This is a genomic window from Anaerohalosphaera lusitana (assembly GCF_002007645.1).
In the GTDB taxonomy this organism is placed as follows: Bacteria; Planctomycetota; Phycisphaerae; order Sedimentisphaerales; family Anaerohalosphaeraceae; genus Anaerohalosphaera; species Anaerohalosphaera lusitana.
The window spans coordinates 1939541-1963266 of record NZ_CP019791.1 but is presented as its reverse complement, the minus strand read 5'-3'; the positions used below and the strand labels follow the sequence as shown (position 1 = coordinate 1963266).

At 51.1% G+C, this 23726-nt stretch carries 17 protein-coding genes, 1 rRNA gene and 1 pseudogene; 10 read left to right on the top strand and 9 right to left on the bottom strand.

Annotated elements, in window-relative coordinates:
* Positions 1–197: 197 nt before the first annotated feature.
* Both STSP2_RS08040 and STSP2_RS08035 read right to left on the bottom strand, forming a co-directional pair.
* Entirely contained in the window at positions 198–2237 is a 2040-nt protein-coding gene (locus STSP2_RS08040; RefSeq protein ID WP_146661545.1) for a LamG-like jellyroll fold domain-containing protein, read from the bottom strand.
* A gap of 51 nt (positions 2238–2288) precedes the next feature.
* Positions 2289–4391 carry a LamG-like jellyroll fold domain-containing protein gene (locus STSP2_RS08035; protein ID WP_169853075.1) on the bottom strand — a complete coding sequence of 701 codons (2103 nt, stop codon included), beginning with the start codon at positions 4389–4391 and terminating at the stop codon, positions 2289–2291.
* Here STSP2_RS08035 and miaB point away from each other — a divergent pair.
* Positions 4321–6222: a tRNA (N6-isopentenyl adenosine(37)-C2)-methylthiotransferase MiaB gene (miaB, locus tag STSP2_RS08030; protein ID WP_146661541.1), complete on the top strand. Its 1902-nt coding sequence runs from the start codon at positions 4321–4323 to the stop codon at positions 6220–6222. The genes STSP2_RS08035 and miaB overlap by 71 nt on opposite strands.
* A gap of 4 nt (positions 6223–6226) precedes the next feature.
* Here miaB and STSP2_RS08025 read toward each other — a convergent pair whose 3' ends face one another.
* Entirely contained in the window at positions 6227–8032 is a 1806-nt protein-coding gene (locus STSP2_RS08025; protein ID WP_205848037.1) for an FAD-dependent oxidoreductase, read from the bottom strand.
* Positions 8033–8343: 311 nt separating this feature from the next.
* Between STSP2_RS08025 and STSP2_RS08020 the strand changes: the two genes are divergently transcribed.
* Positions 8344–9522 carry a GLUG motif-containing protein gene (locus STSP2_RS08020; protein ID WP_205848036.1) on the top strand — a complete coding sequence of 393 codons (1179 nt, stop codon included), beginning with the start codon at positions 8344–8346 and terminating at the stop codon, positions 9520–9522.
* A 3-nt stretch (positions 9523–9525) separates the two neighbouring features.
* Here the strand turns inward: STSP2_RS08020 and STSP2_RS08015 are convergent, their stop codons facing one another.
* From STSP2_RS08015 to STSP2_RS07995, 5 genes are all read right to left on the bottom strand, one after another.
* Positions 9526–11307 carry a DUF5060 domain-containing protein gene (locus STSP2_RS08015; RefSeq protein WP_146661537.1) on the bottom strand — a complete coding sequence of 594 codons (1782 nt, stop codon included), beginning with the start codon at positions 11305–11307 and terminating at the stop codon, positions 9526–9528.
* A 31-nt stretch (positions 11308–11338) separates the two neighbouring features.
* A complete protein-coding gene (locus STSP2_RS08010; RefSeq protein WP_146661535.1) occupies positions 11339–13324 on the bottom strand; it encodes a DUF2075 domain-containing protein in 1986 nt (661 codons plus the stop codon).
* A 92-nt stretch (positions 13325–13416) separates the two neighbouring features.
* Positions 13417–14145 (bottom strand): energy-coupling factor ABC transporter ATP-binding protein, encoded by a 729-nt coding sequence (locus STSP2_RS08005; RefSeq protein ID WP_146661533.1) that lies wholly within the window; start codon positions 14143–14145, stop codon positions 13417–13419.
* The gene (gene cbiQ, locus STSP2_RS08000; RefSeq protein ID WP_146661531.1) at positions 14142–14912 is read right to left on the bottom strand and encodes a cobalt ECF transporter T component CbiQ; all 771 of its coding nucleotides are present in this window, start codon (positions 14910–14912) and stop codon (positions 14142–14144) included. Before cbiQ ends, STSP2_RS08005 begins: the two co-directional genes overlap by 4 nt.
* Positions 14899–15927: an energy-coupling factor ABC transporter permease gene (locus tag STSP2_RS07995; protein ID WP_146661529.1), complete on the bottom strand. Its 1029-nt coding sequence runs from the start codon at positions 15925–15927 to the stop codon at positions 14899–14901. The genes cbiQ and STSP2_RS07995 overlap by 14 nt, the downstream gene beginning before the upstream one ends.
* A 251-nt stretch (positions 15928–16178) precedes the next feature.
* Here STSP2_RS07995 and STSP2_RS07990 point away from each other — a divergent pair, with 251 nt between their 5' ends.
* The 4 genes and pseudogenes from STSP2_RS07990 to STSP2_RS17670 all read left to right on the top strand — a co-directional run bounded on the left by STSP2_RS07990 (position 16179) and on the right by STSP2_RS17670 (position 18136).
* Positions 16179–16748: a winged helix-turn-helix domain-containing protein gene (locus STSP2_RS07990; RefSeq protein ID WP_146659670.1), complete on the top strand. Its 570-nt coding sequence runs from the start codon at positions 16179–16181 to the stop codon at positions 16746–16748.
* Positions 16655–17227, top strand: a complete 573-nt coding sequence (locus STSP2_RS07985; protein ID WP_146659672.1) for an IS630 family transposase — start codon at positions 16655–16657, stop codon at positions 17225–17227. Before STSP2_RS07990 ends, STSP2_RS07985 begins: the two co-directional genes overlap by 94 nt.
* 54 nt (positions 17228–17281) lie before the next feature.
* Positions 17282–17860 (top strand): annotated as a pseudogene (locus STSP2_RS18085) (hypothetical protein); the annotation flags it as partial.
* A gap of 69 nt (positions 17861–17929) precedes the next feature.
* Positions 17930–18136 carry a hypothetical protein gene (locus STSP2_RS17670; protein WP_236782740.1) on the top strand — a complete coding sequence of 69 codons (207 nt, stop codon included), beginning with the start codon at positions 17930–17932 and terminating at the stop codon, positions 18134–18136.
* 197 nt (positions 18137–18333) lie between these two features.
* On the opposite strand, the gene STSP2_RS07975 is transcribed toward STSP2_RS17670, so the two are convergent.
* Positions 18334–19870, bottom strand: a 16S ribosomal RNA gene (locus STSP2_RS07975).
* A gap of 626 nt (positions 19871–20496) precedes the next feature.
* Between STSP2_RS07975 and STSP2_RS07970 the strand changes: the two genes are divergently transcribed.
* From STSP2_RS07970 to STSP2_RS07955, 4 genes are all read left to right on the top strand, one after another.
* Positions 20497–20916 carry a secondary thiamine-phosphate synthase enzyme YjbQ gene (locus tag STSP2_RS07970; protein WP_146661525.1) on the top strand — a complete coding sequence of 140 codons (420 nt, stop codon included), beginning with the start codon at positions 20497–20499 and terminating at the stop codon, positions 20914–20916.
* A gap of 153 nt (positions 20917–21069) precedes the next feature.
* The gene (locus STSP2_RS07965; RefSeq protein ID WP_146661523.1) at positions 21070–22062 is read left to right on the top strand and encodes a hypothetical protein; all 993 of its coding nucleotides are present in this window, start codon (positions 21070–21072) and stop codon (positions 22060–22062) included.
* A 75-nt stretch (positions 22063–22137) separates the two neighbouring features.
* Positions 22138–23076 carry a hypothetical protein gene (locus tag STSP2_RS07960; protein ID WP_146661521.1) on the top strand — a complete coding sequence of 313 codons (939 nt, stop codon included), beginning with the start codon at positions 22138–22140 and terminating at the stop codon, positions 23074–23076.
* A gap of 44 nt (positions 23077–23120) precedes the next feature.
* Positions 23121–23726, top strand: coding sequence for an RNA polymerase sigma factor (locus STSP2_RS07955; protein WP_146661519.1), 606 nt, complete (start codon positions 23121–23123; stop codon positions 23724–23726).

The following is a 23726-nucleotide window of genomic DNA, read 5'->3' as shown; positions in this document are numbered from 1 at the left end:
CCCTATAATAAAGCCCGACACGAGATCATATCTTGAAAATGGCAGTCGCAAAACAATATCAGTCAAAATTGCAATAGTTGTTTTTTTTAAGTACTTAGCAACGACTATGACCGCGAAATTATACACAAATAACACAAAAAATGGCGGAACAGCATCGCTGTTCCGCCATCAAATCGCCCTTCTAAGGCTTCAAACCACTAATTAACGCAGTCAGGAACTATATTACAGTCCATCCAGTAAGCCATCAGTTCCAGAAGATCAGCCATGTCAACCTGGCAATCATCCGTCAGGTCCATCGCGATCTCCTCGGTACAGACGCTCTCGCCGGTAACATCAGTATACAATGTAGCCTGCTGAACACTGTCAAGAGCATAGTTATACACGCGGAACTCATCGATGTAACCATGATAAGTTGCATCGAAACCGCCGCCTATCTGGAACGAAGCTATGTCGTTGATAGTAGTCTCACGGCCGCCGCCTTCAGCCATCTTAACCCCATTGATGTAGATAGCCATAGTACCCTCTGCGGCATCCTTAGTGAGTGCAATGAAGTTCCACTGGCCTTTGAACAGCTCGGGGGTACCGGCTGAACCATATGTGATGCGGTTATAGTCATCAGCCGTCGGATCTTCGCTGCCCGCATCCCAGTAGATAGTGCTGTTGCCCCACGGCAGATGAGAACCCATTACTCGGGACTCGTCATTAGCCGAACGTGCTTCGAAGACGTTGTTATTAGCAGGCATGACAGCAGGGTCACCGTAATACCAGAATGCAACAGTGATCTGCGCCGGTACACTTTCATCGAAAACAGCGACGGGCACATCGACATATGCTTCGTCGCCGGTTTCCAGTGCACCTTCAAATGCTATTGCACTGCCAAGGCCTGTAAGGCCGGTGACATATGAAGGGGTCGTCACAGTGTTGTTTGGATCAGCCACATAGGTCGCATCGTTTCCGAAACCGCTGGTATCTGCAAGCGTACCATCGAAAGGATAGTAAGCGATCAGCTTCTTGAGTACCAGCTTGGCAGGATCGGTAGTTACGATCGTAGCGCTTTCATCACTGGTCATTTCACAAGTGTACAGACCTTCATCTGCAGCGGTGACAGCCGAAACTGTCAGTGTTGAACCCGCTTCACCGGTCAGAGCCGTGCTGTCCTTGTACCACTGGTAAGATGTGGCCCAAAGTGCATCTACAGTAAACTCGGCAGTCTCACCGTCAGTCAGCAGGTTATGATCAGGCTGGGTGACGATAACTGGCTCAGCGTTCCTTACGGTAAATGAAGCAATAGGACCGGTTACCGTACCTGCGCTCGTGCGAGTGTCAACTCTCCATGCGTAAGTCTGCTCGAACTGAAGCCCCGTCAGTTCATGGCTGGTTGTCTGCAGATTTGTCGCAACAGAAGCCAAAGTACTTGCATCACTGCCTACATAGAGGTCGTAACCAGTTGCCGAAGCGACCGTAGGTGGAGTCCACTCGAGAGTTGTGGTTGTTGGAACCTGTACAGCCCCGTTTGCAGGTGAAGCAGGAATTGCAGCATCGCCCATCAGTGCAGAGATGAGTTCAGGAGTCGCTGCTTCGTCAAGAATGTAGACTTCGTCCAAAGTTGCTTCAATGGGACTGGCATCGTCACGAATATCGCGACCAATACCAACCTTTGTAGTCGGCCACAGTTCCTTAGGACCGTCGCCTGTACCGGTAGCATCCTGTACTCCATCGATAACGATGTAGCCGTCGGTGCCGTCCCTGTAAGCCAGCACATGGTGCCACTGACCGTCATTGACTGTGGCAGTTGAGTTGAAGTTAAAACCTTCACCACCGTTGTAAATGTAAAAGTTAATTGTACCATCATCATTCAGCCTGAATCTGTACTGACCGTAGTAGCCCTCCGGCTGCTCATCACGCTGCTGGACGATAGTACCGCCTGCTGTACTAGTCGTCTGTATCCATGCTGCAACGGTGAAGTTGGTGGCACCGCTCAATGTTGCGTTGCCGTCACCGTCTATAGGTATCTCAACTTCATCGTCGACGCCGTCAAACTGCAAGGCGCCGCCGACTTTACCTGTGACCCATGTCGGGCCGTTTCCAAGTACACCGTCCGCGCCGTTTCCGGAATCGTCAGTTGCGACTGTTCCGGACCCGTCGTCGAACGACCAGTATGCGACCACACCAGCATATGAATAGCTCGTGACCGCAAGCATTAATATCATGATTAGTGGTAGAACTTTCTTATTCATGAGTTATCTCCAAAAATTGATAACTGTCTATTTAATACTATACCGTCACGCTTATGAACAATCAGGGACGAGGTTACATTCGAGCCAGGACTGTGCGAATATCGCAAAGTCGGCCAGATCTATAACACAGTCACCGTCAAAGTCATACGGTGGGTCTTCCGCACAAATACTGACGTCTGTAAATACAGCCGTGTACTGCTGTGCGATCTCAAAGTTATCGAGCGGATAGTTGTAGATCTTGACGTCGTCGATTAGGCCATTGTAGCCCCAGCCGCCTGTTCCGGTCTTATAGTAAGAACCGAATGTGACAACCTGGGTACTATGCGCAATGCCTTCGCCAACAGATGGTCCGCCGTCTTCTTCACCATCTACGTATGCACGCAGAGTCTGGGTAGCAGCATCGTAGGTACAGGTAACCATGTGCCATTCGCCGTCATCGAGTCTGCCTGAATCAGTATTGAAGCCCAGCGGATAGATCTTGGCTTCAAAGCCCTGGCCATAGTAGAACGCTGTATCAAGCATGTTCCAGCCGGTGCTTCCGCTGCGTTTTGCAACATAAGTCATGAAACCATTTGAAAGTCCATAATCATCAGGCTTGACCCACATGCTGATCGAGAAGCCCTTGGTGAAGAAGTTAAAGTATTCTTCACTGCCGGGAATGTAAACTGTGTCAGCCGTGTCACGGCCAAACCGAATGGCATCGCCAATGGCACCAGCCTCATAGCTGTTGGTGATATTGGTATCATCCGTATCACCTGCCAGCAGATCCCAACCTGCTGATGTTGCATCATTTGGATCGCCGTCAAATGGATAGTAAGCCTCAAGCTTACCTGTTTCCAGAGAAGCTACTGCCGAAGCAACCGGATTACTGTCTGGGATCGTGTTGGTCAGAACACAATAGTAGTAACCTGCATCTGTTTCCTGATAGTTTTCGATGTTCAGAACGTTAGATGGACCGGACTGAACTTCTGTGTCATCATCAGGTGTGTCAACTGCAGCATCGGTGCTGTGATACCATGTGTAAGTGTCAGTCAGAATAGACTGGATCTCGAAGAAAGAGCTTCCGCCGACTGGTACTGCGATAGAACGGGGCTGAACCTCGATCAGCGGATCGCCTTCTGCCTGGAAGTACCACAGGTCACCTGTGTGAACCGTGCCGTCCGGAGCAGTAGAGTCTACACGCCATACATAGTTCTTGTTGTAATCAAAATCTACAGGATCATAAGTTGTGTCAGTAAGCCCTGTAGCTGCCGGAGCCACGGCCCAGTTTGGATCCCCGTATTCGCCAAGATAAATATCATAGCTTGTTGGTGTGTAGTTAGTAGGCTTGGTCCAGCTCAAAACGGCATCAATAGGCACTGCAACGGTGTTTACTTCGGGCGAAGGAACAACACAAACATCTTCGCGTTCCTCGGCAGCAATAATCTGGAATGCACTGATACCGCTGTTCGCAGGCGTCTCGAACAGGATCTCCATCTGTGGATCCGTCAAGTCCGTAAAGAGAGCTACATTTGCACGTGCAGAAGCGGGACCTTCTGTGTCTGTGGCTTCAATGTAAGTTTCTCCGCCAGCCTGAAGGCGAGCCTTGAGCGTGTCAGCATGCTCATCCAGATAGTAATATTCCTGTCCGCCTACACTGATGTACTGAGCGTCATCTTCACGATTCGGGTTCATGTAAGTCACAACGTGGTACTTACCATATGGAACCTTCTGGATAGTGGAGATGGGATCCGGCCCCTCATGGTTGCCCGGATAGAAACCGTTGAAGCCAACTACCAGCCTCAGTGCGTTTCTCTGCCGCTCAGTTAGATCAGGATACGTGTTGTCAATGTTCTGATACCAACTGGTATGCCAGTCGAAATCACTCTGAACGAGCAGCGTAGCGCCGGTAGCATTGCCCGCATGGTCATTCACAGCAAACGTGTCGCCGTTACCAGGATTGGCATACTCGTTCCATCCGGTCGTCGCCAGAATGTGCGGAACCTGGTTCGGCTCATTCTCGTAACCGGCATACGGGTCACTGGAACGCATGACGTGGTCATGGTAGCCCCAGCCCCCGTCCATGTTACAATAGTTAACGCTGATGGACCTTTGCTCCGCCTGCACGATGCCGACACATGCAAGTAAGAGCAACACAAGTAATACTCTTCTCATAATACTTCTCCCGACTAAAGTAATAATATGGTTCAAAGCGCGCAAAACGCCTGCACACATTAGTAACTTGCCAAATCGGTATGAAGAGAAATTGGGGCGGACCCTGCCCTACCATGGTCCATCTGCGGTAACTCTTGGAATGAATTTATCACCCTCTTCACTCCCAATTCCTAACTCCTTTATTCTCAAACTTCTTCACCGTTTACTCTTTTATCGGACTCGCCCCAATAAATCAAGTCTTTTTTTGACATTAAGAAAAAGAAAGTTCAAAATCTTCATGCACACAAACTCCTGTTCTATCCAGGAGATTTCGATTTTCGCACCGCAGACCGCCTTTTATTTTGAAAATCGCTCACCAATTGAGTATAGTTGCCCGTCTATGAAAACGCCAAAATTACATGTAAAATGCTTCGGATGCCAGATGAACAAGCTCGACTCATCCCTGGTGGTGACTGCATTGCGAAAAAAAGGCTTCGAGCTTTGCGAAAAAGCCTCCCAGGCTGACGTTATCCTGATAAACACATGCTCCGTGCGCAAACACGCCGAGGATCGTGTCACCTCCAACCTCGGCCATATGAAGCACTTAAAGAAAACCAGGCCCAAAATCGTAGTAGCAGTTGTCGGGTGCATGGCCCAGCGTGTCGGCGAAGACCTGCTTGAACACGACGCAGTCAACATCGTCGCCGGCCCTTCGCACATACCGCAGGTGCCGGAAATGATAATGAACGCCCTGCCCAAAGACGTCGCCGATGCTGCGACCGGCTCAAAAGCGATCTCGGTCACCGAAAAGATCCGCCAGAAGACGGACTCGCAGGTCTCACAGGAACTGGACGATTTCGAGCTGACCTACGACTCAGACGAAAACCACATCAAGCACCAGGCTTTCGTCCGCGCCATGCGTGGCTGCAACAATTTCTGCACATACTGCATCGTGCCCTACGTCCGCGGACCGGAGACATCACGCCCGCCGCAAGCAATCATCGAGCAGATCAAAAAGCTCGCCCAAAACGGCATCCAGCAGATCACGCTACTGGGCCAGACCATCGACGCATATCATTACGAAGCAGGCGATAAAACATACAGGCTCGCGGATCTGCTGGAAATGGTGGCGGATATCGAATCCATCAAATGGATACACTTCATCACCAGCCATCCCGGCAAGTTCGACACCGCGATTTTCCAGGCGATGGCCAACAACCGCAAAGTAACCCCCTATCTGCACATACCGGCCCAGAGCGGCTCGGACCGCATCCTCAGAGCAATGAACCGCGGCTACACCGCCCAGCAGTATCTCGACCTGATCTCAGAGGCCCGCCAGATCGTACCCGATGTCGCAATCGCAAGCGACTTCATCGTAGGCTTCCCCGGCGAGACGGACGAGGACTACCAGGCGACCAAAAATCTGATCACCGATGCGCATTTCAAAAACAGCTTCATATTCAAATACTCGCCCCGCCCGGGCACACACGCCACTAAGCGGCTGGAAGACAATGTCCCTGCAGAAGTAAAAAAACAGCGGAACATTGAATTGCTCGAATTGCAGAATTCCATCGCCGAAGAGGACAATAAACGCTTCAAAGGCAGAACCCTCGAAGTTCTGGTCGAAGGCCTGAGCCCGCGTCCGCATCTCAACAACGCCGATACACAGACCCTCGCAGACGGATCAGCCGCAACAGACGAAAGCTGGCAGCACCCCCAACTCATCGCCCGAACAGCACATGACTACATCGTAGTCTTCAACGGCCCCGAGTCGCTTGCGGGCAATTTCGCAAAGGTCGAGATCACCGACACCGCAGCACTTACTCTATTCGGCAGGCTCAAGCAATCTTGAGAGCCTAATCCCCAGACACCTGCTCAGCCGTACCCGCGATAAGCGCCTTCAGTTCATCAATATGATCTGAATACACCCCTCGCGGATTCGTGTCATACTTATCGCACAAACTCGCCGCGTACCCCGTCGCGATCCCCATCTGCCCGCAGGTATTCATCACACGCGGACCGCCCAGCCCGATATGCGAACAACTGAAGCACCGCCCCGCCATCATCAGATTGCTTATGTTCTTCGAGTACAAACAGCGGAACGGGATATAGTATTTCGACACCCGGCGGTAAAGTGCACGTGACAGAAAATCATAAGGACTGTCCGTCAGCTTTCGCTGATAATGCACATCGATCTCACGGATTTCCTCAGCGACCGTATCATCGAACTTCTTCCCGCTGGTTGCGTCTTTCATCGTATAAACATAGTCACCCACAAGCCGTCGCGACTCTCGCTTGCCCAGTATGTACCCGACCCATGCGAGCTTGCGGTTTGCATTCTCAGGCTTGTTCTTAGCGTTAGCGAACGAACCGTAGATCGCCCGCAGAATGTGATCACGTATCTCCTCCGCATCGTCGATCGCATGCATATCATCGCTGCTGTACTCCCAATACCACTCGCCGGCCACCGCTGCATGATCCTTCGCAACACCCATTGCCCAAGGAACATCCGGAAAGCTCGATTCGCCGGCAGCCTCTTTAGAGTACCACAAAAGCGAACTGCCCATCACGCGATTGTCCGCCTCCTCAGGTGACCACAGATGGCCGTACTTATCCCAGCCTTCGTCATACTTATCCCTGCTCTCCCGACCATATGCATACTCGGCCCCCGCCCAGTAGCCGATCCAGCCGTCACCGGTGCAGTCGATGAAAACATCCGAGTGCAGACGAACCGCCTTGCCGGTGGTCACGGAAAAAGCGTCAACGCTCACAATGCGCGAGCCCTCAGTTTGAACGTCGTACGCACGATAAGGCATGAACATCTCAACCCCGTCCGCAGCCTTCATCGCATCGTGCCGTTTCTTCTCATCATCGATAGCCTTCGCACTGCCGTTCGGATAATGCTCCGTATCGATCTTCTCGAGTATGCGTTTGCCCTTGCCGTGAATGCCCAGTGTATGCACCCTCACCTCGCTGCTTGCGTTACCGCCAAGCGACGGACGATCATGCACAAGCGCAACATCCAGTCCCCGCTCCTCTGCCGCCAACGCGGCCCCGCATCCCGCTATGCCCCCGCCTACAACGATCACATCGAACCTGCCCCCGTCCGGAGGCGTCAGCGGCAACCCACGCAGCCTGTTCCGCCATGATCGCTGCGATGCAAGATCATTCGGCGGGCGGGCATCGGTATCCGTGCTGAAATAAATAGCGTCGCACCGGCCGTCAAAGCCCGTCAAATCCCTGAGCCTGATCTCGACCGACGTATCTTTAATCTGGACAATACCGCCCTCGTGCCAGACCCAGCCCGTGTTCATTCCGAAAGTTGTTCCCGCACCGACCTGAGACCCATTTACTAAAACATGAAAACGACCGGGCGGAAGCCACGCCCCGGGCGCCCAGTTCTTCGTGCGAACCCACATCTTGTACGAACCCCCAGCAGGAAACTCAACCGTCGTCACCGCATCGTCAACAGGCTCCCCAAGACCATGCGCCAGCAGATAAGGCGAGCCCATCTGATCGACAAACTGCTGGTCGACAACCCATCCCCCACGATTCTCGAAACTCTCAGCCTCAACCAATACCTCATGACCCGCCGCAGCAACTGAACCCACCCAAGCCATGAGAACAAACCCAACCACGCCAACCGATTTCACCAAAGACACCACTTTACACCCCTGAAATTTTAACATGCCCACTGTTCATTTTCCGATTCGATCGAATGCCCAAACCGTCCGGGCTCCTCTTTCACCCAGCAAACACCCTGAGCCACTCAAAAAGATAGCCCATAGTCATCTGAATATCAATAACCATATTACCGCAAAAAGATCATTCATGACACTTTGCCAACATAACCCCTTGCCGCACAGCAACTTACATCAAAACCACTTGACTTTACCCCTGCTTTTTTGTATACTTTAGCATCTTTTTCTTTGTTGTAAGATAAGTTACCACAGCACATTTTAGGAGAGGGATGATGAAGCCCAAACCATCAATTTTGGTTGTACTGATAATCACGTCGCTGCAAACATTAGCTGCAGGCTATAGCGGCGGAACTGGAACAGCAAACGATCCCTTCCAGATCGCAACCCCCTCCGACTGGCAGCAGCTCTGCACCACAGTTAATGACTGGGATAACAGCTTCGTACTGACGTCGGACATTGATTTAATGGCCGCCTCTCCCCAGCCGGTCGGCAACTTAACTACACCCTTCACCGGCAGCCTCAACGGTGACGGTTTCACCATTTCAGGCGCATCGCTGCAGATGCCCGATACCAATTTCATCGGACTTTTCGGAGTTATTAACGGCGGCCGGATATCGAATCTAAACATCACCGCCCTCAACGTGTCAGCAGATCGCATGTCCGGAGGGCTGGTCGGTCAGTTAGCTGCGGGTGATGTGATCAACTGCCATATCTCGGGCACGGTTGCAGGCACTTCGGACATTGGCGGGCTAATCGGCTCCTCAAGCGGCAATGTCGAATACTGCTCTTCATCTGCCACCGTCAACGACGCAGCTTACACAGGCGGACTCATCGGCACCAATGACGGCACAATTACCAGATGTTCAGCAGCATGCGAAGTATCTGGTGTGGGCGAAGCCGGCGGACTCGTCGGCAGAACCGGTGACAACAGCGTAATAAGCTCATGCTGGTCAACCGGATCACTCGTGTGCAGCAGCAGCTCCGTCGGCGGATTGGTCGGCCTCAACAGGGGTATCGTACAGGACTGCTATTCGCATGCCTCGGTCGCCGGCACCGGCACATTCAAAAAATATTTCGGCGGGCTAATCGGCTGGAACTATTCGGGCTCGCAATGCATCAATTCCTTCAGCACAGGCACTGTCAACGGTGGAACAGCCCCCTCATATGTCGGCGGACTCGTCGGTAGAAACTCCGCCTCAGTAACCGCATGCTTCTGGAACACCGAAACTTCAGGCATACCCACAAGCTCCGGAGGGTTCGCAAAAACTACCGATCAGCTTATGGACATATACACCTTCACCGACGCAGCATGGGACATGCAGAACACATGGAACATGGGCCACCACCAGACATATCCTTACATCCGGCTATGGCAAAGCTCCGATTTCAACCGCGACGGCATAGTCGACATGCAGGACCTCGCAAACCTGGCCCAGCAATGGCTGCAGTAGCAGTCAATTAAACCGCAGCTCACCCTTGCCGCGAATAACCAGCAGCCAGTCGTTATCGTCTGGAGCGGCCATGGTTTTGTTCTGATCGGCCCTCAGCTCGCCCTGATTAAGCAGCTTATTCATGCCCTCGCCCGTGCGCGGATTGAACCAGCCGTACGCAAAGCTACCCTTTTCGACTGCGACCGGCACCTCGCCGCCATGCTTGAGATAGATTAGGTAAACCTCGCCCTGCTTGACGAAGCAATAATCATCCTCGCTCTCAGTAAGCCCATCACGCGACTGCATCTCCCAGAAAGGTATATCCTGCCGCTTGAAAAATTCGATCGCATACCGGCTCTGCTCCCACATCTTCTCCCGCGTCCGCCAGTCCTGACACGTCAGGTCGCTGTGCGCATGCTGATAACCGAAATACCACTCCACCCCCGCTCCGCCCGCCATCAACGTACCCCACAACGCATTCTTGCGCGCATCATCCCGCGTCGGGTCCTCGTCATCCGGAACGAGCCCATGGCTCGCATCGCCTGGCTCATCACACGCAACAACCCAAGGCTTGCCTGCCTCTTGCGACCGCCTCACATAATCCAGCACACGCCCGTGCACCTGCCGAAAATCCGGACGACTCGTCTGGAGCGAAAACCCCGTCAGCTTCGACGCATCTCCCAGCAGATCATAGTGAGGATGTCCCATATTATGGATCACGATATGATGCTGATACGGATCATGCGTCCAGAAATAATCCGCCCAGGCCGCCTTCTGTGCCGTCGACGCGTCATTAACCTCCTCGCCCAGGTTCCAGTTCAGCGCAAGATGATGCGCGAACCGCGCGATCATCTCACGATAGTACAACTTCCGCTCCGGCCCCAGATCCCCGCCGTCCAGCAGCAGTTCGTTCTCCGTCTCCTGCGTTTTAAAATGCAGATACATCCCCAGAGTATCCGCGTGCTCGAATACGATCTCCCACTGATCGAGCTTGCTGACATCAAACCGCATACGCTCATCATACGACGTATACGGATACACGTTCCGATCGTCACCCTCGATATTCATCGGAATAAACGAAAACACATTCATACCCTGTGATGCGAGGTAATTGACCGCGCCAATAATACCTTTCCCTTTGCCGCCCTGCCACGTAGGGTCACCCTCACGCCAGTCCCGCACATGCGGCCCCCAGTCCTTCACCAACTCATCCTTCCGCCCATCGCTCTTGAACTCGCCGTCAAAATCCTCGTACGCCAGAAAATTCTCCGGCGCATCCGCACCAGCCTTAAGAAAATACTCACCCGTCCCCGCGAACCGCAGATAGTGCTCGCCCACATACTCCAGCAGCCCCCTCGCGCGATTGTCCGGCAGCTTCTTGTCCGTCGGCCCTACCACAAAACTGCCCTTCTCGCCGTCCATGTATCCGCCGCTCTCACCCGCCTTCGGCTCCTCACTGACCGCAACACTCACACCCTTCCTGAACGATACCTCATACGTCCATTCCCCCGCCTCACACGGCGCAAAATGCACCCGCCACTTGTTCCCCGCATCCGCACCGCTGTTAGCCGCATCCCCGTCCGCGGCAAAATACCCCGGCACAACATACTCCAGCTCACCCTTGCGGAAAGTAACATCCAACCGATAATCCGTAAACGGATTAGGCACCCCCTGCTCACTAGCCTTCGGCCCATCAAACGTAACCGTAACCTTGTGCCAAGTCTTAAGCTCCCCCGAAACCTCCCCCGCAGACAATTGTGTCAGAATAAGAAGAATAATGGTAATAGCTGGCAATCTCTTCCACATGTTTAATCTCCAACCTAATCCCTTTAGTAGTTTAGTTGCAAGTCAGTTCGGGTATGCCGCATTCAGATAGATAATTTGCTGTAAAATCATAAAATTGAGGCAATCTCGTAGAATCGTTGTAGTCCCCTTTAGGGACCCAGATAACAAGTCCCTCACGTGCTCTTGTCAGCAAAACTCTGTATTTGTTCAGTATGTATTCTTTCCGTCGAATGTTTCTAACATGCTGCCATTTAGTTCCCCGGAAATTTCTAAACTCCCAACCAGATGACAAGTCGTAGCGAAGGTCAGCTCCCCAGCACAAGCAGGTCCAATCGAGTTCTAGTCCTTGAATGCTAAATTCAGTAGCCACATCTTCCAGGTAAAAGGACGATCTAACATCTTCAGGCCCATTCAGAAACCAGCATACATAATCCAACTGGTTCTTAACCTCTAGTCCGTAGGCTTTGATCCTCCTGGCTCCCGAACTTGCAGTTAAGCCTATTCTTCTCCATCCCCGCTTTCTCTCCATCAGCCACTGCTTAGCTTGATCCAATGAACGCGTAAACCCAATCTCAAAGTCAGACAAATACTTGTCATATATCCCCCGCGCAGCCGAAGGTTCATTCATAAGCAGACTCGCTACAAAATCAGATGTTTTCTCAGCTCTGAAAGAACGAACGGAAACTTTGAGATGCAGTCTTTCTTCTTCCTGTACTTGCAAATTAGTGGGTATCTGTTTAAAAAGCATTTTACCACCCGTGCTGTGGTCACCCTCCTTCAGTTCCGGACTAATCATTATATTCCAGTTTTGGAATTTTTCTGCAATAGCTCGCCCCCACTCTGCCAAACCTGCTTCGCCGCTGTTAATCTCCTGTCCTCCACCTATAAGTGCAACAAAAACGGCCCAATCTTTGTGACGGTCCATTATCTCTAGCAACATCTCTGGTTCAGAGAAATGCCGCCGAAATTTACGGATAGACTGCTCCTTGTCCCAAGCCCGCTGAGCTTCGTCAAAAACTACAACTCTATCAACTGGCGCCTCCGATTTGTTCTCAAAATAAGCCCCAAGAAAATCATGGACGTTTTGAACAAATGTAGAAACTTCTCGCCGTCCATCAGCACGTGATACATTATTCCTATCGGCAAAGTCCCGCGCCAAAGCCTCACGCAGTATTCGAACCAGAGGCCCATTGCCCGAGAGAAATACACCAAGGTCGCCGTCATGCAGTTGACGGTTGTGAACCACATTCAAACCAGCAAGAGTTTTCCCCGAACCAGGCACACCTGTCACAAAACAAACTGTTTTCTCTCTATTTTTCTTAGCTGATTCAATTGCCTTTGAAACCGCATGGTAAGTCGCAGTAAGATTTTCAATCCCCGCATGTGACCTGGAAATCTCTCGAACATTCTGACCTGCATATAACGCTTGAGCAGCTTCAATTATAGTCGGCGTCGGTTGATAAGGTGCACTGGACCAGGCTAGCGGATCGATCTGTACTTCCCAATCGACATACTCAAAGGCACAATGCAAAAGAACATCTCCAAGTTCATCTTTATTGCTCAAATGCACAGGTTTGACGTAGCCGTCTTTAGTAGGCGATGGCACCTTTGAATTCCTTGCTTTAGTGCCTACCAGAAGAGGAACTATCGTCAGTCCAGAGCTCCCAGCATGAAAGTCTCGAAGATCAAGGCAGTAATCCTCCACCTGCAATTTATCAGCGGTTTGATATTCTCTGGCGCCTATCTTAAACTCAAGAACAAGTACTGAATGCCTCGTTAGAACCACTGCATCGATTCTTTTCTGCCTCCGAGGTATGGAGTATTCCAGCAGAATATACCAGTCCTTAGCTTTGGAATTCAAAAGTGGCCCAGAAAATACTTCTTTAAGTATTTGTATTTGTTCGTACCAAGCCTCAATCTGATGACTTAGAAGCTGGTAAAAACGCGCCGAATTGTAACCAGCAGACAACTGCCCAAGAATTGTATCTTCGCTGGTATTCAAAAAATTACCAACGTTATCGGAATAGAATGCTCTCACTTGTCTGCTCGCTCGTTAAAATGACAACGCATGTTTTCCGACATTTTAACATTTGCAAGTATGGATTCAAGACATTTTGCAGAATCCTGTTTCTACACCACCGTCTCCAGCCCATGTCTGGTCATCAGCTCCTCATCCCGCAGAAGTTCCTTCGTCGGCCCATCCACGACAACCTTACCGTCGTCGATCAGCACCGCCCTTTCGCACGTTTTCGCGGCAAAATGCATGTTGCACGTCGCGATAACAAGCGTCTGCTCCAATGATCCAAGCAATTCTATCAGATGATCCCTGCTGCGCGGGTCCAGGCTCGTGTCCGGCTCGTCCATCGTAATGATTCGCGGCTCCATCGACAAAACCGTCGCGATAGCTGCCGCCCGCTTCTGCCCCGCCGAAAGATGATAAGGCGACCTCTCTTCCAGACCCGACAACCCCACCTGCTCGATCGCCTCCATCGCGTGCTGCCTCGCTTGATCGACTTCAAGCCCCATATTCAAAGGCCCAAACGCAACATCCTCCAGCACCGTCGGCATAAAAAGCTGCTCGTCCGGATTCTGCAGCACCGGAGTTATCAGCTTGCGTACATCTTTCTCGTTCTTCCTGCACGCTTCAACCCCGTGAATCAATATCTGCCCCTCGACCGACTTAGGCTGCAAAAACAACGTCATCGCCAGCAGCAGCGTCGATTTCCCCGCCCCGTTCGGCCCGATCAGCGCGACCTTCTCACCCTCCCCGATCGACAGCGAAACATCCCGCAGCGTAACCGTTCCGCCATCATAGCTGTGACACAGATTCTCAATTCTGATCGCCTGCCCGGTACTCATATCAGTCGCCCCATAACCATCAGCCCAATAGTAAAAGCAGCAAATATACCTGCAAAAACGGCATCACCCCTGCCCAGCTTCAAAACCCTCGCAAGCCGAAAATGCCCCGTAAACCCTCTCGCCCTCATCGACAGATTCACCCGCTCGGCCGTCTCGATACTCTCACCCAGCAGCTTGCCGATAAGCGACCCGGCAATCCTCAGCTCTCGCCGTAACGGCAGCTTCCCCATCTTCCTAGCCCGCCGTGCCCGAAGCATGTGCGCAGCCTTATCCACCAGCACAAAAATATAGCGATACAAAAACGAAAGCTGCATAACAAGAACCGAAGGCACCCCAAGCTTATCAAGCCCCGCCGTCAGATCAGAAAATCGCGTAGTCGCCCCCAGACACATCAGAACGGAAACCGTGATCGCAAACTTCAAAACAATATTCACACACCGGATAACCCCAGCCGTCGTTTCCCACTCAAACGGCCCAAAACCGACCGCAACAGGACTGCGATCATACCAAACACTGCTCACCGCCAGGACCGCCACGAACGGCACCAGGTAAAGCACCTGCCGCAATACAAACAGGATCGGCACCTCAGCAACAGTGAGAAAAACAAAAGGCCCAACCGCATACACAAAAAGCACAGCCACACTCACCGGCGGCACCGATATAACCAGCAGCGAATAAACGATCGCCGCAGCCAGCTTCGTCCGCGGATCCAGCTTATGAACCGGCGACGACCCCATCGCCAACCGATCTATCTTAAGATGATGCATGCGTCCCTTTTCGCTTGCGAAGCAGCAAAGCGGACACGTAGACCACGCCCATTGTAGCGATCGAACCCGTCACGCCTGCAAAACTCGTCCACGCTCGAGACAGCCCGAGCGTCGCCGCCGACGACGCATCCCTCGGCCCATAATCAGGCATCAGCGAATAGTCCGAGTGCAGCTTATCAGCAGCATGGATCGTCTCGTTATCATTCTGCACCATCGCCTCAAACTCCGGCTGATCAGGCCTTTCCGCATAACTCCATTCCAGCCCGTCCGGGTTCCCAGAAGCATACCATGACAGACTCCCCGCCACCAGCAATGTTGCAACCGCAAGCCCCGCATGCAGTCCCGAATGACTCACCCGAGCGGACCCGACACCCTCAAACCCCATCACATCGGGCCGGGTATTGAGAATGCTCGCCAGCACCGCCGCAGTTATACCGCCTTCCATCAGCCCGATAACCGTATGCACCCCAAGCATTGTAACCATAAATGTCTTCACCGGCACCAGAACAACCCCCGAAATCGCCGCCTGCGCCACAACCAGCACCGCACCGGCCAGCAGACTCACTACACTTGCCGTTATAGCACCGACATAGACCCGCGACTGAGAAACAGAGCTGCCCCCCGCGATGGACCTGTAAATCGCATACCCCAGAAAGCTCGGCACCAGAGCCATATTTATCACATTGCACCCCAGCGCCAGGATTCCCCCATCCTGAAAAACCAGGCACTGCACGATAACAACCGACGAAATGATGATCGCACCGGCAAAAGGTCCGAAAACGATCGCAAGTAGCACCGCCCCCACCAAATGACCGCTCGTGCCGGGCATCAAAGGTAGCGGAAAATTGATCATCTGCGCCGCAAAAACGAACGCCCCCATAAGTCCCATAAGCGCAAATTTATCATGGTCTATCACTTTGCGAGCCTTCTTGCATATCCAGCCCAGCCAGGACGCCGCAATAACAGCACTTCCGCCCGCTACCGCAGGATTGATCAATTCATTCGCCATATGCATATTCGCATCTCCCTAATCAAAGCCATCAGCGCATAACTATAGCCAATTCTTGTTACAAAATCAATATCCGAATTTCGAATCAATTGATCCGCCAAAACCGAAACCGGCAAATAATCCCTTCCAAGCCGATTCAGGGTAATAGCAACATAGCATTTATACGCATTGTGAAATTTTTTCGCGCGCCACGGTTTTAGACTTGCGCCATCGCTAATGATGTGTCATAATTCCTAAAAAATGAAAGGAAATATGGCATGCACATCAGTGAGATCAAGTACGGTGACCTGCAAAAGTTAAAAGAAAAAGCTCGGATTGAAACCAATGCAAAGCAGCGAGATCGATATCGGGTGGTAGCCCTGGCATTGGAGGGATGGCAAACAAAAGCGATCATGACAAAACTTGATCGCAGCAAAAACTTCGTTCAGCGATGGTGTTATTTCTACCGTGATGGCGGCATTGAGGCTATCGCACCAAAACGTCAAAGCGGCAGGCCTACAAAACTGCCACGCAAAAAAGAGCCTGAGTTGATCAAGCGAATTCAAGATGGACCAACCGATTCAGACGGTGGTGTATGTGTGCTACGCGGCAGAGACATAAGACGGATTCTTGAAAGAGAATTTGGCGTAAAATATTCGCTCTTCGGCGTCTATGATCTAATGCATAGATTGGGGCTTTCATGTCTAAAACCAAGGCCTAAGCACCGAAAGAACGATCCGGAAAAAATGCAGCAGTGGTTGGAGCAAGCCCCCTTTTTGTCCAAAAAGTCCGAACAGAAAACCCCGAAAAGAAAATTGAGATCTGGTTCCAGGACGAAGTGCGAATAGGCCAGCAAGGAACACTGACCAATGTTTGGGCTCCAAAAGGATCCAGGCCTACAGCAGTAAAGCAGACCGAGTATGATTGGGTATATATTTTTGGAGCTGTCAATCCTGTCAATGGCAAATCGTCGGCTGTGATTACTCCGACTGTTAACACTGATTATATGAATCACCACCTGAGATTTATAAGCGAGGAGGCAGGCAAAGATGTACATGTGGTTCTGGTTCTTGATCAGGCTGGTTGGCATATCGCTAAACAGTTGGTTGTGCCGAAGAATATCAGCCTGCTTCACCTGCCTGCATACAGTCCGGAATTGAATCCGATAGAACGTCTTTGGGCCTATATGAAGAGTCACTACTTGAGCAACCGCATTTACAAAAATTATGAGGAAATATTCAACGCAGGAACAGTTGCATGGAACAATATAACCTCAGAAATGTTCTGCTCAATATGCAATACTGAATGGATTAAGCATGAGAATTAATCACAATGCGTATTACAGGTTAAATGCCCGCCAAAGCTTGCCGATATCCAACATATGACAAGGAAAAAGTGTATCCAATATACCGCGCCGCAAAACAAAGCGGCTCTTTCTATAACGACGAAAAAAGACCGCGCAAGCGGATCTTGCCCGCCCGGCTGCGCTGTGACTCACGTATCATCCCCCTTTGTAAACATTGAATTAATAATATCTTACCGCACTGATACATGCCTGTCACTGCCCGAACTGGTCCCCGCCGCTCAGCAGCTAAGCGATATACTTCTGACAGAGCATTTCTTTTCGGATTCAAACTCTCTGCCAAAACCAACCTGCCGAAAGGGATGCTCTCACTGCTGCAAATACCTCGTGGGAATCTCACCCGCCGAAGCATACTATCTGGCCGAACTCGTTGAGACATATCCCGATGCCCGCCAACGCTTTCTAAACAATTCAAGCGTAATATTACAAGCCTGTGATCAGCTTGCATACATTCACGAAAGCCGATTTTCACACTTGGAACAAGATTCAAAGAATTCAGAATTCATTTCGAATTGGTATTCCGAACTGAAACTGAGTTGCCCCTTGCTGGAAAATGACGTCTGCAAGGTCTATAACCACCGCCCCCTGGTCTGCAGAGAACACCTGACAACTAGCCAACCGCAAGCCTGCAGGCCGGACTCCCCAAATGAGCCGGAAATACTCCCCATGCCGTTCAGCGTTGCGGAACTGCTGATGAACGTATGCGCTGAACTGGAAAACTCCATGCCCGAATCAATTCTCTTGCCGCTCTCCCTGCCCTGGTCCCACGCCAACACCACCCGAAAAACACAAAAATGGCCGGTCAAAACCGTCCTAAACGTCCTCATCAATCAACTAAACAGAATCACGCAAAGCCAGGTTCTGAAAGCCTGAATATAAGCTGCATCTGCAAAATCGCCCCCCGAAAATGTCGCACCTAAGCAACTCAAAACCCCATCTTGCATAAATGCGCAATAAAAAAGACCTCCCGGCAAAACCGGAAGGTCTAATTTATATCAAGAAACAGTCAATACCTGAAAGCAACAAAGGGCCTGACTTACATCAGCTTAGCTGATTTCAGATTCCTTTAGAAAGGAGGTGATCCAGCCGCAGGTTCCCCTACGGCTACCTTGTTACGACTTAGTGCCAGTCATCGAGCTTACCGTCGGCAGACGCCTCCCCGAGGGGTTAGCAATCCGACTTCGGGTACTCCCGACTTCCATCACTTGACGGGCGGTGTGTACAAGGCTCAGGAACACATTCACCGCGTCATAGCTGATACGCGATTACTAGCGATTCCAACTTCATGTAGGCGAATTGTCAGCCTACAATCCGAACTGAGGCAGCCTTTTTGCGATTTGCTCCACCTCACGGTCTTGCATCGCTCTGTAACTGCCATTGTAGCACGTGTGAAGCCCTGGGCATAAAGGCCATGAGGACTTGACGTCATCCCCGCCTTCCTCCGGCTTAACACCGGCAGTCCCGCTAGAGTCCCCGCCATGACGCGCTGGCAACTAACGGTAAGGGTTTCGCTCGTTAAAGGACTTAACCCGACATCTCACGACACGAGCTGACGACAGCCATGCAGCACCTGTGCAAGTTTCACCCCGAAGGGCAGCTTAACCTGTTTCCAGGCAAGCATCCATGCATGTCAAACCCAGGTAAGGTTCTGCGCGTTGCTTCGAATTAATCCACATGCTCCACCGCTTGTGTGAGCCCCCGTCAATTCCTTTGAGTTTTAGCCTTGCGGCCGTACTCCCCAGGCGGTCTACTTAACACTTTTGCTTCGGCTGTAACCGTGTCAGAACGACTACAACCTAGTAGACATCGTTTACGGCGTGGACTACCGGGGTATCTAATCCCGTTCGCTACCCACGCTTTCGCACCTCAGCGTCAGGACAAATCTAGTGCACTGTCTTCACCATCGGCGTTCCTCTTGATATCTACGCATTCCACCGCTCCACCAAGAGTTCCATGCACCCCTATTTGCCTCAAGAATAGCAGTTTGCCGAGCAATTCCCCGGTTAAGCCGGGGGCTTTCACAAGACACTTGCCATTCCGCCTGCGTGCGCTTTAAGCCCAGTGATTCCGAACAACGCTAGCCACCTTCGTATTACCGCGGCTGCTGGCACGAAGTTAGCCGTGACTTCCTCTGGGGCTGATCAATCCGAAGACTTTCTAACCCCTGACAGTAGTTTACACCCCGAAGGGCTTCATCCTACACGCGGCATTGCTGGGTCAGGCTTTCGCCCATTGCCCAATATTCGTTACTGCAGCCCTCCGTGGAGGTCCGGGCAGTGTCTCAGTCCCGATGTGGCGGGCCAACCTCTCAGTCCCGCTACCCGTCGTTGCCTTGGTGAGCCGTTACCTCACCAACTAGCTGATAGGTGATAGGCCGCGCCCAGACCGATAAATCTTTAATCATCAGTCCTGCAACCGATGACATCATCCGGTATTAATGCCCCTTTCGAGACGCTATCCCGGAGTCCGGGGTACGTTACCTACCAATTCCTCACCCTTTCGCCACTAACTATACTCTCGGTTACCCAATTATATAGTCCGTTCGACTTGCATGTCTTAGCCATGCCGCCAGCGTTCGTTCTGAGCCAGGATCAAACTCTTCAATTTGTATCGTTGCTATTGCCCTGCCGAAGCAGAGCAACTGGCTTCGAAAATTGGAATCGAACACTTCTTACTCGCTCACGCAACGAAAGTGCCGATCGTAAGGTCGCTGATAAGCGACCTCACACCTTATTATTTAGACTCATCGGCGTGAACAGATGAGTCTGCACCTTCGCTACTTTCAAGTGGTATTGACTGTTAACTTTTCAAAGATCTTGCCTGACTAGAATAAATTAGCGGCCAAATCAAAACTGTTAAAAGCTCGCTTTGACTTGCCCGCGTCAGGGCTAAGTAATATACGACAAGGACAATATCGCGTCAACCGTTTTTTTAGCGATTTGCAAAAAACTTTTTCGCGTCGCCTTGCCCAAACTTTTCGTCCCTCAAGCCGTTCCGCTCAAGAGGCTAGGGAATATAATCAAGCCCCCCGAAAAGGTCAATGGCAAAATCCGAAAAAATGACAAAATTCTAATCTCACCGCCGCAACCCGCGTTTTTGCCCCCTTAAGGGCGGACTTTCTTAAACTGTATCGCGAATATTAAACCTTCTCCTTAACGCCTCATTGCAATAATCAGATTCCCTTCAGCAGTCGAAGCTTGCCCATTTCTTATTTTGCCGATATATTTTTGGCTATGGTAAAGACAGAAAAAATCAAAATTGCAACGAAGGGAAACTGCGATATTGTAAATATCTCTGAAGAGGTAGCCAACGCTGTCGCAGATTCCGGAATCAAAAATGGTATCGTTTGTGTTTTCAATGTGGGCTCAACCGCCGGCGTCACCACCATCGAATACGAGCCCGGCCTGGTAAACTACGACATCGAGGCCGCATTCGAAAGGATCGCCCCCGAAAACATCCGCTACGAGCACGAGGAAACCTGGCACGACGACAACGGCCACTCACACGTACGAGCCTCCCTGCTGGGCCCCTCACTGACGGTCCCCTTCACCAGCGGTCAAATGACCCTCGGCACCTGGCAGCAGTTAGTTCTCATCGATTTTGACACACGGGCACGCACCAGAACCGTCGTCTGCCAGATAATGGGCGATTAACTGCCCCGCCAGCGGCGAATGCTCCGGTGTCCTGAATTTGTTGCTTTTAGAATGTGTAACCGACACCTCCGCCTTTGCGAAAACAATTAGTGAAGGCTGTCATGTGGACAGCGATAACAGCAAAAGACACTTAGGCATTCAGGAGATTGTAAAATGAAAAAAGCAATGATTTGTTTGGTACTGGCACTGACCGCCGGTTACACCATCGCAGGCCCGGTAAACCTGCACCTTATTAACAACGATGCAAAATGGGCCATGCATCTGGACCTCGCAAAGGCCAGGCAGACCGTCGCCGGCAAGCTGCTCTCGCTTAAAGCCGACAGCAAATACCCAGAAGAAGCCTCCGAAGCCGTCACCGAGTTTGAAAAATATGCCGGACAGGGTGCGGCAAAGCTGGTTGAGGGCATTACTATATTCAGCACCTCTGAAAAACCAAGGTCAGGTATCGCCATCCTCTCAGGCAGGCTGGACCAGCAATTCATCGATCAGCAGCTAAAATCAGAAGGACTTGAGCTCACTAAATATGACGGCAAAAATCTCTACACAAAACAGAATGAGGATAAAGGCGGAGTAGCCTTCGCAAACAAGGACCTGATTGTACTGGGCAGTGACATCGAAATGCTTAAAAGAGCCCTTGACGCTATCAGCGGAAAAACGCCAAATGCAGGTTCAGGCGACGGACTGCCGGCTCTACGCAATTGGGAGCAGGGCACATTTTTTGGCCTGGATTTCGATGACCTCACGCCAATGAGAAATGTCAAGCCTGATGCTGACTTTCTGAAATCGCCGGAGCAAATGAGTTTTTCAGCCGGTGAAGCTGACGGCAAATTGAGCCTTTGGGCCAACGTCAGAACCCCTGACCCCCAAAGGGCCATGAAAATTAAGCAGATCGCTCAGGGCCTGGTCGCACTAGCGGCAATAAAGACCAGCGAACTGCCCGAATTGGCCGATATGGTTGAAAGCGTCCAGGTCTGGTCACAAGGCAGCAACGTCTCAGCTTCTTTTGACTACCCGGCCCAGAAGCTTGTCGAATTGGCTGCTAAGTATGTTACAATGCATCAGGAAAAGATTGACTGCCAAATAGAACTCAGCGTTGAGGTTGAACCCAAAAAGCCCGATGAAGGTTCTGAAACTAACAATGAATAAATTGAATATCTTAGGGGAAGGCTATGTACGCCTGCCCCGCCTTCATGTTTTATTTATAGAAAGGATTTATTGAAAATGAGAAAGATTATTACTGCTTCTTTGATTGTCGCAATCTTCAGTGGTTTCGCATTCGCTGGACCTGTAAACATGAAGGTAATCAACAAAGACGCCAAAGTCGCCATGCACGTAGACATGGAAAAAGTGCGTGCCTCCGACCTGGGCAAACTGGTCATGGCCGAAGCGGAAAATATCGAAAAACCCGCCGAGTTCCTGGAATTCGAAAAGGCCATCGGCGGCCAACTGCTCCAGCAGACCGACGGTATCACCGTATACGGCAGCACACCGGAAATGGATGATGCTGTTGCTCTTGTCAAAGGCAGATTCGATAACAGCAAGATCGAAAACTATCTCAAAACCATACCTGCGCAAGGTGAAGAATATACTAACAGCAAGGTTTATGCCCGCGTTGAGGGGAAAGACATCCCCGCGGTCGGACTTATGAACAAACTCGCGATCATCGGAGATTCAACCGCTTATGTCCAAAAAGCGATCGACGTTGTCAATGCCGGCAGCGGAGTTGGTTCATCGGACAAATTCAGCGTACTGAAGTCCCTCGACCAGAACACCCTATTTGCAGTCGAATGCGATGATGCGAGCGTTTTCAGTTCTGCAGCCGGAGAAGGCCCTCAACCCGCTAAGATGGTCAAGAAGCTCTCTGCTGTCGGTTCGGAAAAAGACGGCAACTTCGCACTCAACGTCAACCTGGAAACTTTTGACGATAAGCAGGCCAAACAGGTCCAGCAGTCTATTCAAATGATGATGATGTTCATGACAATGGGGCAGGAACAGCCGGACCCTGAACTGATGACGCTCGTACAGTCGATCAAGGTCAACTCAGCAGGCTCGAAAGTCGCAATTGATTTCGAGTACCCATCAGAAAAACTATTCAACCTTTTCAAGGACGGCAATCCGTTGAAGACAAATATGCCCCAGCCTCAGAGCCAGGGTAATTAGTTATAGCCGGCAATACTGACGGTTTTCCATAGTGAAAGCTTTGAATGTATGATGAATTGAGCCAACTAAGTGATGCCGAACTGGCGATCAAAGCCGGTGCAGGATGTCGGCGGTCATTCGAAGTACTGATCGACCGATATTCTGCACGGCTTCTCGCTTTCATCAGCTCGAGAGTCGCCCTCAGAGAAGACGCAGAAGACATCACGCAGGACACGCTCATCAAAGCCTATGTAAATATGGCAAAGTATAACCCCAGATACAGATTCAGCACATGGTTGTTCTCGATCGGCTACAAGACCGCTGTCAGCCATTACCGACGCAGTAAAACAAGGCAGTTGAAAATCAATCACGACAAAGAAACGCCCCCGCCCGAGCAGCAGTTACAGGTAGAAGACGAGGCCCAAAACATTTGGAAGCTCGCAAAGGGCCTCAGCCGGAATCAGTACGAAGCATTATGGCTGAGATATAACGAACAGATGCAGATATCCGAAATCGCCAACGTAATGGGCAAGTCAAAAGTGCACATAAAAGTACTCCTGCACCGCAGCAGGAACAAGCTGGCCCAAATGCGGCTCGAACAGGACCAGGCAAATACATCACCGGTACTGAGTTCGAAAGATACAGGCATTGCAATGAATTGGGAAGTCTGA

Excerpts from the sequence above, each read along its gene's own strand:
- miaB (WP_146661541.1), top strand. The coding sequence starts at position 4,321 with ATGGACCTTTGCTCCGCCTGCACGATGCCGACACATGCAAGTAAGAGC.
- STSP2_RS07955 (WP_146661519.1), top strand. The coding sequence starts at position 23,121 with ATGTATGATGAATTGAGCCAACTAAGTGATGCCGAACTGGCGATCAAA.
- STSP2_RS08020 (WP_205848036.1), top strand. The coding sequence starts at position 8,344 with ATGAAGCCCAAACCATCAATTTTGGTTGTACTGATAATCACGTCGCTG.
- STSP2_RS08035 (WP_169853075.1), bottom strand. The coding sequence starts at position 4,391 with ATGAGAAGAGTATTACTTGTGTTGCTCTTACTTGCATGTGTCGGCATC.
- STSP2_RS17670 (WP_236782740.1), top strand. The coding sequence starts at position 17,930 with ATGCCGTTCAGCGTTGCGGAACTGCTGATGAACGTATGCGCTGAACTG.
- STSP2_RS07970 (WP_146661525.1), top strand. The coding sequence starts at position 20,497 with ATGGTAAAGACAGAAAAAATCAAAATTGCAACGAAGGGAAACTGCGAT.
- STSP2_RS07995 (WP_146661529.1), bottom strand. The coding sequence starts at position 15,927 with ATGCATATGGCGAATGAATTGATCAATCCTGCGGTAGCGGGCGGAAGT.
- STSP2_RS08005 (WP_146661533.1), bottom strand. The coding sequence starts at position 14,145 with ATGAGTACCGGGCAGGCGATCAGAATTGAGAATCTGTGTCACAGCTAT.
- cbiQ (WP_146661531.1), bottom strand. The coding sequence starts at position 14,912 with ATGCATCATCTTAAGATAGATCGGTTGGCGATGGGGTCGTCGCCGGTT.
- STSP2_RS08015 (WP_146661537.1), bottom strand. The coding sequence starts at position 11,307 with ATGTGGAAGAGATTGCCAGCTATTACCATTATTCTTCTTATTCTGACA.
- STSP2_RS07960 (WP_146661521.1), top strand. The coding sequence starts at position 22,138 with ATGAGAAAGATTATTACTGCTTCTTTGATTGTCGCAATCTTCAGTGGT.
- STSP2_RS08040 (WP_146661545.1), bottom strand. The coding sequence starts at position 2,237 with ATGAATAAGAAAGTTCTACCACTAATCATGATATTAATGCTTGCGGTC.
- STSP2_RS07965 (WP_146661523.1), top strand. The coding sequence starts at position 21,070 with ATGAAAAAAGCAATGATTTGTTTGGTACTGGCACTGACCGCCGGTTAC.
- STSP2_RS07990 (WP_146659670.1), top strand. The coding sequence starts at position 16,179 with ATGCACATCAGTGAGATCAAGTACGGTGACCTGCAAAAGTTAAAAGAA.